Raw genomic sequence first — 12,621 nt, 5'->3', positions numbered from 1 at the left:
CCTGGCTTGCTGGCTCAGGTCACGCACCGGAACCGGCCTTCTCCCGCGCCGCGGCCGCGTCCCGGTGGAGCGCGAGCAGCTCCTCACGGATCGGGCTGTACCGCATGGACCCGCCGTTGATCCACTGGTCGGTGAACGCCGTGCCCGCACCGAACTTGTCCTTCTCGCACGGCAGGTCGATGATCTCGTGCTTCTCGCGCACCACGCCGGGCGGATCCTCGCCGTCCTCGACGGAGGCCATCGCCTCCTTGAACATCTTGCGCAGCATCGCGACGCCCTGGTCGGAACGACCGAGGTGCTCCTGGGAACGGTCGGTGATCGGCCCCTGCGAGACCCACGCCATTGCGTCCTGGCCCTCGACGTAGTCGGTGACGAAGTCGCCGTTCTCGTCGAACACCTCGTAGTTGTAGACGACCGGCCGGTCCTGCTTCTCCCAGGTGCCGCCCTCGGGGTGGTGCAGGGAGTAGAACAGCTTCCAGGTCGTGGTGTCGTCGATGGGAACCCGGATCTGCATCTGGTCGATCCACATTCCGCCGACCCGCATCCCGTAGGGGAACATCATCGGGTGGCCGATCGCCCAGTCGTCGTCGCTCTCGGTGTGGCCCTCGAGCACCCGGCGCTTGATGATGCCGAACTCGAACTCGTCGAAGGACACCTTGATGTGCTTCTTCTGGAACGCCTTGGGTGCCTCGAACCCGTGGGTCTGGCCGAGGAACTCGAAGTACGCACCGTGCAGCCACTCGACGTGGTGCGGGTCGACGGAGTTCTCCATGATCTGCAGCCAGTTGCACGGAAGCGTGGCCACACCGATGTCGCGGATGCCGTCCTGCACGTAGACGTCGAAGCGCGGGAGCTCGGGGACTGGCGCGGGCCCGACGTACACCCAGACCATCCCACCCATGACCTGGGCGGATCCGGCCTTGGCCTTGATCTTCTCGCGGAAGGTGGTGTTGTCACTCTCGGCCGGCTGCTCGACGCACTGGCCGTCGAAGTCGTACTTCCAGCCGTGGTAGCCGCAGCGGATGCCATCCTCGTGGACGATCCCGTAGGTCAGCGAAGCACGCCGGTGCGGGCAGGCCTCACCGATGATGCCGTACCTGCCGGGCGGGGTCTTGTAGAGCGTCCAGTTCTCGCCGAGCAGCCGCACCGTCTTGCTGGGCTTGGCGTCGAAGTCCTGCTCGAACGCGATCGGGTACCAGTAGCGGCGCAGCAGCTCGCCCATCGGGGTGCCGGGGCCGACGCTGGTCAGCTCTTCGTTCTGCTCAACGGTCAGCATTGCTTGATCTCCTTGTCGTCTGTTGGTTCAGGGCGCAGGTGGGCGCTCATTCCAGGACGGTGACCGTGCCGGTGTTGCCGTCGACCCGAAGCAGCTGGCCGGTCTTGATGTTCTTGGTCCCGAAGGCCGTGCCGGTGACGGCCGGCAGGCCGTACTCGCGGCAGACGATGGCGGCGTGGCTCATCATCCCGCCCACGTCGGTGACGGTCGCCTTGATCTTCCCGAAGACCGGCGCCCAGGACGGCGCGGTCAGCGGTGCCACCAGGATCTCGCCGTCCTCGATCTCGCTGATCTGGTCGGCGGAGAAGATCACCCGGGCCGGGCCCTCGACCAGGCCGGGCGACGCGGCGAAGCCACTCAGCACACCGTCGGCACCGTCGTCGCCCGAGCTGAGCCAGGCCGAGACCGAGTCCGAGGTGATTCCCCAGAGCATGACCGTGAACGGCTCGGTGACCACCTCCGGCGGTACGCCGAGGGCGGGTGGTGGCGACCACTCCTTGAGTGCCTTGTGGATGCCGCGGCGACGCTCGACCTCGGCCGGCCAGTAGCCCGGGCCGCGCGAGGGCGCCCCGACGGCCCAGCCGGTGACCAGGTCCATCAGCACGTCGCCCAGCTCGGCCCGCTTGATCATGAACACGTCATCGGCGTTCGTGAGGAAGCCCGCAGCCTCCAGCACCTTGCCCAGGTCGCGCATCTTGCGCCACAGCACCGAGTGTCCCCAGTGCTCGACGTAGAAGTTGTGGTTCTCGACGTACGGGAACACCGTCCGTGACAGGCCCAGCTTGCCGTCGAACGCGGCCCGGTCCTCGTCGGAGTCGAGCAGCTCCCGGTACTCCGAGACCACCCGGTCCCGCTCGGCATGGAGAGCGGCGACCGGTCGGTCGAGGTCGACACCTTCCTTGACCTTGGCGATGTAGTCGGTGATGTACCCGATCGGGACCTCAACGTTCTCGATCCAGATCTTGTCGGAGTGGTAGAAGCCCGAGCCGGTGGAGAAGTTGAACCATGGCTCCGCCGACTTGTTCCACTCGGCGATCCAGGCCCGGCCGGCCTCGTCGGCCTCCAGCTGCTGCCAGGTCGTCGCCACGTCCCCGCCGAAGCGGTCGTTGATGCCCGAGCTCACCGCGAGCCGTGCCAGCTTCTTGAGCTCGTCATCCGGGCGGAAGAGGTCGACGTCGACGCCGGCGACCATCTTGGCGATCGCGAGGTCAGGGATCGACGGGAAGGCCGCCTTGCAGAACCCGAAGAAGTCCAGGTACGCCGCGTACCCGAGGTTGAGGAACTCGAAGTGGTACTGCCACAGGGTGAGGCCCAGGTCGAGAAGACGGTGGTACGACGCGATCAGGTCGTTGCCCGACCCCTTGCCGGCACCGGACGTGATGACCTCCATGTCCTCAAGCTCCGGCAGCGGCTGGAAGCTGAGCTCGCTCATCTCCTTGATGAGGTCACGGATCTTGACCAGCCAGTCGTCGTACAGGCGGTCCCAGTTGCCGAAGTAGAAGCCGGCCCGCTCCATGAACAGCGGGACGCGGCTCTCGATGTCCTCCGGTGGCGCGGGCACCGGGCTGAGGTACACGTAGCCGTTGAGGATGCGGAAGTCCACGCCGTACGCCGGCGGGATGACGTAGTGCCGGGTGTTGTACTGGGACAGCGAGATGAAGGCGAACTCGAGGAACGAGGTGTCCCACGGGGTCAGGGCCTCCGGCCAGTGCACGCCGTCGTGGAACCAGAACGCGCCGTTCTCGTAGTCGCGGCGCTCCTCGCAGAACAGCGACGAGTAGGTGTAGAGCTCCTGCCAGCCTTCTGCGCCCGGGGGCGTCTGGATCTCGAAGGGGCTGGAAAAGCGATCAGCCATGATGACCCTCCTTGGGTCGGAGATGAGAGGTGGATGTCTGTTCCTGACCGGAGTCAGACGGCTTACTTCCCCTTCCCGGCGTAGAGGGGGTTGACCAGGGTGTCGACGATCGAGGCCATGGCATCGGTCTTCGCCCCGACCGAGTGGTGCTTCTTGCTCCACACCGTCTCGGGCCGTGCCTGCAGGAGTACGGCGTCCTGGCCCGCCGGGAGGTCGTCGTCGACGGCCCACTCGATGTCCTGGGGAGAGCCGTAGTGCTTCTCCGCCGCCCGGGCGAGCTTGGCGATGGCGATGATCTCCTCGTCGGTGACTGACGGCGCGTTGACCTGGTCCTCGGGGAGCTGCACCCGGGCAACTCGGGGAACGTCGCTTCCTTCTATCTTGGTCAGCAGATGCGCGTGGGTCTTCGGGCTGATCGTGCGGCGGTTGATCGACCACATCACTTTGTCGACCAGGAAGTTGTCGGGCGTGACGTCGCCGGAGACGACCCCCTCGCCGAAGCCCCAGGCCGCGTCGATGCAGATGCCGGAGCGGTCGCCGTTGGTCGGGTCCAGGGTGAAGGCGACGCCGGCCGCCCGCGGGCGGACCATCTTCTGCACGGCCACGGCCATGTCCACGCCGTCGTGGTCGTAGCCCATCTCGTTGCGGTAGGTGATCGCCCGCTCCGTGAAGAGGCTCGCCCAGCAGTCGCGGACCTTGTCGAGCACGTCGTCGATGCCGCACACCCACAGGTAGGTGTCGTGCTCGCCGGCGAACGAGGCGTCCGGGGAGTCCTCCGCTGTGGCCGAGGAGCGTACGGCGACGGGCACGTCGTCGGTGTCGCAGAGGGCGCAGAGCTCGGCGTACATCTGCCGGACGCGCTGCTCGTGCTCCTCCGGCAGTGCCCAGCCGCGCACCAGTTCACGGGCCTGGCTCGCCGCGGCCGCGAGGGCTGTGTGGTCGGTGGTGTCCACGTTGGCGACGAGGTCGTTGATCCGCGGCATCAGGCCCGAGGCGTCCCTGGCGTCGACGAAGACCTTGGTGGTCACCGCGAAGCCGGGTGGGACCGGCAGGCCGGCCTGGCTCATCACGCCGAGCGAGGCGCACTTGCCGCCGACCTGGGCGTGGTACTCGGCCGCGAGGGTGCCGAACGGGATCGCGCTGGGGCACTCGGTCATGGGTTCACTCCTGGAAGCGGGGGTCGGAGTTCGGTGGGAGAGCATCGAGGTCGGGGATCACGACCTCCTGGACACGGTTGCGGTAGAGGACGAGCGCGGTGGTCCCGCCGGCTACGAGCCGCACCCGGACGAACTCGGTGTTGAACGGCTCGCCGGGGTCGTAGCCCATGGCGAGGGTGGCGAAGGCGCGAATCGGGCCGGAGTGCGTCGCGACTACGATGCTGCGCGCGTCGGTCGCCTCGCGGGCGGTGAGGATGCCCCGCCAAAACCGGCGTACGCACGAGACCGGGGGCTCGAAGTGCATCATCGGCATCGTGAGCCAGTGGGTGATCGGGTCGCCGCCGCCCTGCTGGATGCCCCAGAAGCGGTCGACGTCGACCAGCCAGCCCGGACGCTCGCCGAGCCCGACCCGCTCGTACTTCTCCATCTCGCGGTGGTAGAGGCGGAAGGCGCTGGTCACGTCCCGGGGGCCGTCCGGTGTCGCCACCTCGAAGTTGCGGAAGTTCCGGTCGTCGTGCAGCTCGCCGATGTCGGGCTTGCCCCGGCCGTAGAGCTCGACGTTGTCGAGCAGGCCGCGGCGCAGGTGCTCTCCGGTCTGGCGCGCCCGGTTCGTCGGCGCGCACAGCAGCTCGACCTTCATGCCGTCGGTGACCCGTCGAGCGAGCTCCTGGCCGCGCCGATGGGCCTGCCAGGAGCCCAGCGGCGTGAGGCCCGACTCTGAGGAGTAGCCCTGGGTCTCGCCGTGGCGGACCAGGTAGATGTCGCAGTCGATGTCGGCCAGCTGGTCGCGCCGCTCCGGCACGATCTCCTTGGTCCGGGTCACCTCGGCCCAGGCGCGCGAGGAGCCGACGACGTTGCCGTCGTGCAGGACCGGGTCGCTGCGATGGTCTCGGTCCCGGAACTGGCGCAGGTAGAGCGGGACGGACTCCTCCTGCTCCTGCTCCTCCGGCGGAGCCGGCGCGGGCACGGCCTGCCGCGCGCGGTGACGGGTCAGGTACGCCGGCGCGTCGGGACGCTCGGTGCGCGGCAGCGCCGAAGTCGACGACGGCTTCGCGGTGTTTTCGGTGGTCATCGGCGCCCCTCAGCTGTGCACCGTGAGGAACTGCTGGTTCACGACGCCGTCGTAGTAGAACATCGCCCGGCCCATCTCGGCCTCGGTCCAGGTCACCGGCTCGGCGCCGGGGTCGACCCAGTAGCCGCCGGTGAACATCTCGTTGCGGTTGCCGACCGGGTCGAAGAAGTAGAGGCACTGGCCGCGGGTGGCACCGTGACGCGTCGGGTTCATCTCGACGTTGACGCCGTGGTAGACGCAGGCGTCCGCCGCGTTGCGCAGGTCGTTCCAGCCGTCCACCCAGTAGGCGAAGTGGTGCAGTCCCTGGTTCGGTCCGGTGATGAACGCGATGTCGTGCGAGCGGTGGGACACCTCGAGCCAGCTCGCGATCTGGAAGCCGTCGTCCCCGACGATCTGCTCGGTGAGCCGGAAGTCGAGGTGCTCGACGAGGAAGCGGGTGTTGGTGTCGACCTCCTCGGCAGTCAGGAACACGTGGTCGACCCGCGGCGGTGCGATGCCGACCAGGCCCATCGGCCGCGGCGGGGGGTTGGTCTGCGGGAGCAGGTTCCCGACCTGCTGCATGCCGTAGACCAGCTCCATGTCGTGGCCACTGGGCAGCGTGAAGCGGATCGAGGTCCCGTGGCCGGGCGCCCACTCGTCGGCGGCGTGGCGGCGTACGGCGACACCGGCGGCCTCGAGGCGCTCCTGGTAGTGGTCGAGATCCTCGGCGTCGGTGACCTTGAAGCCAAAGTGGTTCAGGCCGTGGGTGGGCTCCATGGTCAGGATGACGCTGTGGTGCTGGTGCTCGTCCCAGCACTTCAGGAAGACCCGGGAGGAGTCCCTCCCGGTCTCGATCATGCCGATGACCTCGGAGTAGTAGGCGGTGGCGAGCTCGAGATCGGGGACCCGGATCTCGACGTGGGACAGGCGCAGGATCGTCATCAGGTGTGCACTCTCATGAATCGGTCGTTGACCTCGCCCTCGTAGTAGAAGACGGCGCGGCCGATGTTGTCCTCGGTCCAGGTCAGGGTCGGGAAGTCGGGGTCGGGGCGGTAGCCGCCGGTGAAGACCTCGTTGCGAGTCCCGAGCGGGTCGAAGAAGTAGATGGTCGAGCCACGGGTGATGCCGTGCCGGGTCGGACCGACGTCGAGCTGGATGCCGTTGTAGGCCAGGACGTCGGCCGCATCCCGCACGTCGTCCCAGTCGTCGAGCCAGTAGGCGAAGTGGTGGAGACCGCCGTTCGCACCGTGCACGATCGCGAGGTCGTGGGGAGAGTGCGACCGCTCCAGCCAGGTGCCGAGCTGGTGCCCGTTGCCGTCCAGGAGCTGCTCGGTGATCCGGAAGCCCAGCACGTCCATGAAGAACCTCGTCGACTCGCCGACCTCCTCGGCATGGATGAGCATGTGGTCCATCCGCGGCGGACAGATCCGGTCGCGCGGGAACGGCTGGTCGTCCGAGCCGGGGTCGGGGAGGTGGCGGGGCCGGGAGGTGCCCACCCTCTCGACGTCGGCGACCAGCTCCATGACGTGCCCGCTCGGGGTGGAGAAGCGGATGGACTCGCCCTGACCCAGCACCTCACCGTTGCTGATCCGCTCGACCGGGAAGCCGTACCTGGAGACCTTGCCCTCCAGGTCGGCCAGGTCGTCTTCGTGGTGGACCTTGAACGACATCAGGTCCATCCCCATCCGGGGCGCGTACCGCAGTCGCAGCGAGTGGTGGTCCTCCTCGTCCCAGCACTTCAGATACACCGAGTCCTGGGTGAGGGCGCTGATCTCCATCCCCATCACCCCGGTGTAGTAGGCCGTGGCCAGGTCGAGGTCGGTCACGGTCACGTCGACGTGTCCCAGCCGGAGGATGCCGCGTGGCGGTCCGGGTACGGTGCTGCGGCCGGTGCGACGTGCCAGCGCGGCCGCCTGGCGGGTGTCGGACGGATCGAACCGGCTCCGGTCCCCCGGCGCGCCGGCGGCGTACTCGCGGCGGGTGCCGGCGGGAGTGCCCTCGATCAGGTCCGGGTGCGCTGTGATGCCGTTCACATCAACCATGTGCCCAATACTTCGCTCCGGGGCCGGTGGCAGGCCTGCACTGTTCCGCCATACGGAACACAAGATGTCTTTCGCGCCGGAAAGGAGTCACGCTGGTGCAGTGCCCGACGACGTGACCGATGACAAGTCCGTGCCCCGACCGGAAGCGATGCGCGACCTGGTCCGGGACTACGTCCGGGGGGTGCACGCGACGTACCTCGACCACGTCCGGCACCTGCCGCCCGCCGAGCGGGGAGCACTGCCGCTGGTCGCCGCGCGCGAGGTCACCGTCATCGCGGCTGCCGCCCGGCGACTGCACCTGCTCGCCACCACCGACTCGCTGCCGGCGCTGCACGGACCGGAGGTCGAGTACACCGACGAGTACCACGGGGTCACGTGGACGGTGCGGTTCTACGACCCCTCGGTCATGCCCGACCTGGGGCTCCTGGGCGAGGACTCCCCCGCCGACGTACGACGCGTGCTCGGGGTTGCCGACACCGTCTACCACCTCGCCGTCGCCGTCGGGGGTGGCCTGAGCCCGCACCACGCCCAGCACTCCGGGGTCGCCCTCGCCAACCAGCACGCCAAAACCCTCCGGGACCTCGAACGGATCCGACGTGCATTGCCCCAGCAGGCCCGGGCCGTCGACGAGCTGGGCGTCTGCGTTCGCAACGGGCTGGACCGGGCCACCGCGCTGCTGGCCACCGACCTCACCTCGGGAAGAGTGGTTCCGGACCCGGGAACGCCGGCCGCCTCGTGCCTCAACGCCGTACTGGAGGACATCAGCCGATGACCGAGCATGCGACGCCCGGCGCCGAGCGGCTCTCCAGCGTCGCCACGGCCGCGCGGATACTGCGCGAGTTCGGCAAGCACAGCACCCAGCTGGGAGTCAGCCAGCTCGCCCGTCGGGTCGGTGTCGGCAAGAGCACCGCCCACCGGGTCATCTGGACCCTGGTGGAGGAAGGCCTGCTCGAGAAGGTCGAGGAGACCGGACTGTTCCGGCTCAGCTCGACGATGCGCTCGCTGGGCGCCAGCGCCGAGACCGCCCAGCGCCTGCACGAAGCGGCGACGATCCCGCTCGACCAGCTGCGCAGCAAGACCGTGGGCACCCTGCACATCGCGATCCTCGACGGCGTCGATGTGCTGTACATCGAGCGGCGGGAGGGACCGGGCGCCATCCAGGTCTTCCGTGCTGTCGGCAGCCGAAACGCGGCCCACATGACCGCGAGCGGGAAGGTGCTCCTGGCGTTTCTCCCGAGCGACCGCCAGAAGCGCCTCGTCCAAGAGCTGCGCCTGACACCGAAGACACCCCGGACGATCACCTCCAGGACGGACTTCCTCGCCGAGCTGGCCCGGGTCCGCAGCCAGGGGTACGCCGAGAACCGCGGTGAGTGGCAGCTCGGCATGTGCTCGATCGCCGCACCGATCCGCGATCCGCTCGGCCAGGTGGTCGCCTCGGTGTCGGTGGCGGAGTACGTCGACGACGTGGACCGTGGGCTGCGCCACCTGATCGGCCCCGTCATCGAGACGGCCATGCGCATCTCCTCCGGCCTGGGGTGGGTCCAGTGACCGCGGCCTGGGAACAGGTCTGCCGCGTCGAGGAGCTTGTGCCCGGTCGGCCGGTCGGGAAGGTCGTCGGCGACTCCGGGCAGGACCGGGACCGGGTCTGCGTGGTGCTGACGGGTGAGGGCGAGCACGTGGCCATGCTCGACCGCTGTCCACACCGGGACATCGCCCTCTCGGGTGGGATCGTGAAGGACGGGACTCTCGTCTGTCCCGGTCACTTCTGGCGCTTCGACCTCCTGACGGGCGAACGCACCGACCTCCCCGATGGCGGCGCCACCCTCTACCCCACCCGCGTCGTCGATGGCTGGGTCGAGGCGATGGTGCCGCCTCCGGAGCCGCGGCGGTCGATGCGCGAGTGGCTGCTCGCCGAAGCCCGAGGAAGGAGTAACGCGATGGAGAGCGCCAACCCGGCCAACCCCGAGATCGGAGAGACGGTCGACGTCCACGGCATCCGGACCAACTACCAGGACGTCGGGACCGGCGCTCCGGTCGTGCTGATCCACGGGTCCGGACCGGGGGTCAGCGCCTGGGCCAACTGGCGACTCACACTCCCATCCCTGTCCGAGCGGTTCCGCGTGCTCGCCCCCGACATCCTCGGCTTCGGCTACACCGAGCGACCGGATGGAACGACGTACAACCTCGATACCTGGACCAACCACCTCGTCGGCTTCCTCGACGCCCTCGGACTCGAGCGCGTGTCCTTGGTGGGGAACAGCTTCGGTGGCGCCCTAGCCCTCAGCCTCACCACCCGATTCCCGCAGCGCGTCGACAGGCTCGTCCTCATGGGAAGCGTCGGCGTCCCCTTCGACCTCACCCCTGGGCTGGATGCGGTCTGGGGCTTCGAGCCGTCCCTGCCCAACATGCGGGCGCTGCTCGACATCTTCGCCCACGACCGCACCCTGGTGGACGACGACCTCGCCCGGCTGCGCCTGGAGGCCGCAACGCGCCCGGGCGTCCAGGAGGCCTACCGGGCGATGTTCCCGGCGCCGCGCCAAGCCAGCGTGGACGCCATGACGATCGACGCGGACCTCATCCGGGCGATCGAGCAGCCGACACTCCTGGTGCACGGACGCGACGACCAGGTGATCCCCCTGGCCAACTCGTTGCGCCTGCACAAGTTGATCGACAACTCCCAGCTGCACGTCTTCGGCCGATGCGGACACTGGGTCCAGATCGAGCACGCGGAAGCGTTCAACCGCATGGTCTCGAACTTCCTCGAGCTGCCTCACTGAGCCACAGGATCGTGGGTGCGTAGGCGATCCAGGATGCGGTCGAGGGCAGATCGCACGATGTCAGGCACACCGGCACGCCGCAGATCGGACATTAGTTGTTCGTTGTTTCCGCCCGGGGTCATGTGCTTGTCGGTCAATGTGGTGAGGGTGTCGGTGTGCTGCAACAAGGCGTGTCCCAGCTGACCGAAAATGTGTGCGGTGTAGGCCGTCGCGGTGGGATCGTCCACGCCATGGTCGGTCAACCAGTGTGCGATGGTGTTGAGGTAGTCGAGATGCGCTGCGAAGGTTGCGGTCGCCGCGCTGAAGGCGTCGAATGTCTCTTCGTCGCTCGCCATGAGGACGTCGCCGACACGGCGAAACAGCGCATGGCCAACGGTGTGGTCCGGGAACATCACGGTCAGGCTCTGGCGTCGATCCGCCTGCGGCAGGGGTACGGCGCGGAGGATGTGGCCGGCGGGTGCGGCCCAGTCTCGCAGCCGTTCCAGGCGGACGCCGGCCACTGCGCTGATCACCACGTGTTCCGGTCGGAACGATAGGTCCTCCAGGACAGCACGAGTGATCGGCGGGCGGACCGCGAGGAGGATTGTCGTCGCGTTGTCGAGCACGTCCTGGTTGCTGTCGCATACCCGCACGTTCGGGAACAGGCTGGCCAGGTCGTGCCCGATCCGGCGCCCGCGTGGCGACAGGAAGATGGCAGGAGGGCCGGCAGCATCGGCGCTGAGGCCTTTCACGATGGCGGCTGTGATCTCACCCGCTCCCACGAACCCGTACGCAACGGGACGATCCTTGACACTTGACATCAGATATGTCCTTCTCTGCTGGGCCTTGACGGCTCGCCTTGAAGTGCGGAAGGACCACTCGCCAGCGTGTGGTCACGGACGCGGGTTTGCCCCGGTGAGGACTGTGGCGGGCAGGCTGCCGGGGAGGTTGTGGACGGTGAGCGCCGCCAGGCCTGCGGCGCCGGACGGTTCGAGCGCGACTCCGAGGTGCTGGAAGGCGAGGTCGATCGCGTCGAGCAAGTCTGCGTCGTCAACGAGGACCATGTCGTCGACGAGGGCTTCCATTCGTGCAACGGACTCGGGTATCGGATCACGAACGGCGATGCCTTCGGCGATCGTGTCGGCGCGCTCGGTTGTAATCGGCTGGCCGGCGCGCCAGCTGTCCACCATGCAGGGCGCTCCGCTGGCGCAGACTCCGATGACCCGAACGTCGGGTGCGTGTGCTTTCACCCAGCATCCGATGCCGGTGACCAGCGCGCCGTCGCCGACCGGGATGACGACGGTGATCGGATGCTTGAGCAGTTCGATCCCGATGGTGCCTGCGCCCTCGGCGATCGCGGGCTCCCGGCCGTCCTCGATCAGCAGGGCGTCATGCTGCCCGGCGGCGAACGCTCGGGCTTCGGCTTCTGCGGTGTCGCCGTCGCCCTGCGAGAGAACGACTCGTGCGCCGAGGCGCTCCATCCGGGTGCGCTTGCTGGGGTTGACGTCGGCCGGGACGAACACGGTGACCCGTTTGCCCCGGCGCACGGCCGCATAGGTCACGGCCTGGCCGAAGTTCCCCGTTGACGCGCAGACCAGGTGGGGCGCGCTCGTACCGGCCTCGTCGAGTCGGTGCAGCAGAAACTCTGCCCCCTGCCCTTGAAGCTACGCAGCGGGTTGGCCGTTTCGACCTTCACCACGACCGGCCGGCCAAGTGCGGCGGTGAGCATCGGATCGATGAACTGTGGGCTGTTCAAGAACACGTCTGGGATGACGCCGGTCGCGACGGCGATCTGAGCCGGATCAAGATCGGTTGTTGTGTTCGGCATCTTTCACTCGCCCGATGGAACGACGACCCGATGCCCGGCCACCGCACCTGACAAGGTGGGATCCCCGGGCAGCCGGTGTCGCGGCCCAAGGGATCCCACCTGTTGTTAGTGGCGGGGCGCCCGGCTGGTTCAGGCGATCCGGTTGCCGCCGATGGTGTAGGGCAGGTTGACTTGCGGATCGGCGCCCGGGTTGGGGGCCCAGGCGCCCGAGAAGCTGTCCCCGTCCTCGCTGAACCGGCCGTGGAACGTCGCGTCGAGCGGCCCGTAGGAGACCGCGATCCGCAGCTCGTCGCCATCGAGCTGCCAGGTGTAGGGCAGCGGCTCCGGCGAGAGGTTGGAGAAGACCTGCGACGGGAAGATGCCCGTCTCGGGGTCGTAGCGGACGATCTCAGTGCTGTCGATCTCGACGTAGCCAGCGAAGTCCATGGTCAGGTGCTGCTTGAGGAAGAATCCCCCGGGCAGCCACTCGTAGGTGGTGCGTCCATGGATGGTGGCCTCCTCCTGACCCTCGAGCCGACCCTCCATGTTCCAGGTCCCGACAAACCGGTCGAGCTGGCTCAGTGCCGAGTCCGGTGTGGGCACCATCTGGTCCTGCGTGTCCTGGGCTGTCTCGCTCATGGTTCTGTCTCCTTCAATCATCGGTACGTCGGTTCCCT

13 protein-coding genes are annotated in these 12,621 nt (G+C 68.1%); 3 read left to right on the top strand and 10 right to left on the bottom strand.

Annotated elements, in window-relative coordinates:
- Positions 1-19: 19 nt before the first annotated feature.
- The 6 genes from DDV73_RS20485 to DDV73_RS20460 form a co-directional block, all read right to left on the bottom strand.
- The gene (locus tag DDV73_RS20485; protein ID WP_109509117.1) at positions 20-1,276 is read right to left on the bottom strand and encodes an aromatic ring-hydroxylating oxygenase subunit alpha; all 1,257 of its coding nucleotides are present in this window, start codon (positions 1,274-1,276) and stop codon (positions 20-22) included.
- A gap of 46 nt (positions 1,277-1,322) precedes the next feature.
- On the bottom strand, positions 1,323-3,131 hold the full coding sequence (locus tag DDV73_RS20480) for a PEP-utilizing enzyme (protein WP_109509116.1): 1,809 nt from the start codon (positions 3,129-3,131) through the stop codon (positions 1,323-1,325).
- A gap of 62 nt (positions 3,132-3,193) precedes the next feature.
- Positions 3,194-4,288, bottom strand: coding sequence for a PEP/pyruvate-binding domain-containing protein (locus DDV73_RS20475; RefSeq protein ID WP_109509115.1), 1,095 nt, complete (start codon positions 4,286-4,288; stop codon positions 3,194-3,196).
- 4 nt (positions 4,289-4,292) lie between these two features.
- Entirely contained in the window at positions 4,293-5,360 is a 1,068-nt protein-coding gene (locus DDV73_RS20470) for a histidine phosphatase family protein (RefSeq protein ID WP_109509114.1), read from the bottom strand.
- A gap of 9 nt (positions 5,361-5,369) precedes the next feature.
- Positions 5,370-6,281 carry a catechol 2,3-dioxygenase gene (locus DDV73_RS20465; protein WP_109509113.1) on the bottom strand — a complete coding sequence of 304 codons (912 nt, stop codon included), beginning with the start codon at positions 6,279-6,281 and terminating at the stop codon, positions 5,370-5,372.
- Positions 6,281-7,381, bottom strand: coding sequence for a catechol 2,3-dioxygenase (locus tag DDV73_RS20460; RefSeq protein ID WP_109509112.1), 1,101 nt, complete (start codon positions 7,379-7,381; stop codon positions 6,281-6,283). The genes DDV73_RS20465 and DDV73_RS20460 overlap by 1 nt, the downstream gene beginning before the upstream one ends.
- Positions 7,382-7,481: 100 nt before the next feature.
- On the opposite strand from DDV73_RS20460, the gene DDV73_RS20455 reads away from it, so the two are divergent.
- Genes DDV73_RS20455 through DDV73_RS20445 form a run of 3 tightly spaced genes read left to right on the top strand, consistent with a single transcriptional unit; the run spans position 7,482 to position 10,158 of the window.
- Positions 7,482-8,153, top strand: a complete 672-nt coding sequence (locus DDV73_RS20455; protein ID WP_109509111.1) for a hypothetical protein — start codon at positions 7,482-7,484, stop codon at positions 8,151-8,153.
- Positions 8,150-8,929 (top strand): IclR family transcriptional regulator, encoded by a 780-nt coding sequence (locus tag DDV73_RS20450; RefSeq protein ID WP_109509110.1) that lies wholly within the window; start codon positions 8,150-8,152, stop codon positions 8,927-8,929. Before DDV73_RS20455 ends, DDV73_RS20450 begins: the two co-directional genes overlap by 4 nt.
- Positions 8,926-10,158 carry an alpha/beta fold hydrolase gene (locus tag DDV73_RS20445; RefSeq protein ID WP_161962479.1) on the top strand — a complete coding sequence of 411 codons (1,233 nt, stop codon included), beginning with the start codon at positions 8,926-8,928 and terminating at the stop codon, positions 10,156-10,158. Before DDV73_RS20450 ends, DDV73_RS20445 begins: the two co-directional genes overlap by 4 nt.
- Here DDV73_RS20445 and DDV73_RS20440 read toward each other — a convergent pair.
- The 4 genes from DDV73_RS20440 to DDV73_RS20430 form a co-directional block, all read right to left on the bottom strand.
- Entirely contained in the window at positions 10,152-10,958 is an 807-nt protein-coding gene (locus DDV73_RS20440; protein WP_109509108.1) for an NAD(P)-binding domain-containing protein, read from the bottom strand. The two genes, DDV73_RS20445 and DDV73_RS20440, sit on opposite strands and share 7 nt — an antisense overlap.
- A gap of 72 nt (positions 10,959-11,030) precedes the next feature.
- The gene (locus DDV73_RS20435; protein WP_240617411.1) at positions 11,031-11,735 is read right to left on the bottom strand and encodes a threonine ammonia-lyase; all 705 of its coding nucleotides are present in this window, start codon (positions 11,733-11,735) and stop codon (positions 11,031-11,033) included.
- Positions 11,696-11,965 carry a hypothetical protein gene (locus DDV73_RS28850; RefSeq protein ID WP_206050988.1) on the bottom strand — a complete coding sequence of 90 codons (270 nt, stop codon included), beginning with the start codon at positions 11,963-11,965 and terminating at the stop codon, positions 11,696-11,698. The genes DDV73_RS20435 and DDV73_RS28850 overlap by 40 nt, the downstream gene beginning before the upstream one ends.
- 129 nt (positions 11,966-12,094) lie before the next feature.
- Positions 12,095-12,583 (bottom strand): DUF1579 family protein, encoded by a 489-nt coding sequence (locus DDV73_RS20430; RefSeq protein ID WP_161962478.1) that lies wholly within the window; start codon positions 12,581-12,583, stop codon positions 12,095-12,097.
- Between the last annotated feature and the right edge of the window lie 38 nt (positions 12,584-12,621).

The organism is Nocardioides speluncae, assembly GCF_003121585.1.
Taxonomy (GTDB): Bacteria; Actinomycetota; Actinomycetes; order Propionibacteriales; family Nocardioidaceae; genus Nocardioides; species Nocardioides speluncae.
The sequence above is the reverse complement of the archived record's forward strand: the minus strand, read 5'-3'. Positions and strand labels throughout refer to the sequence as shown.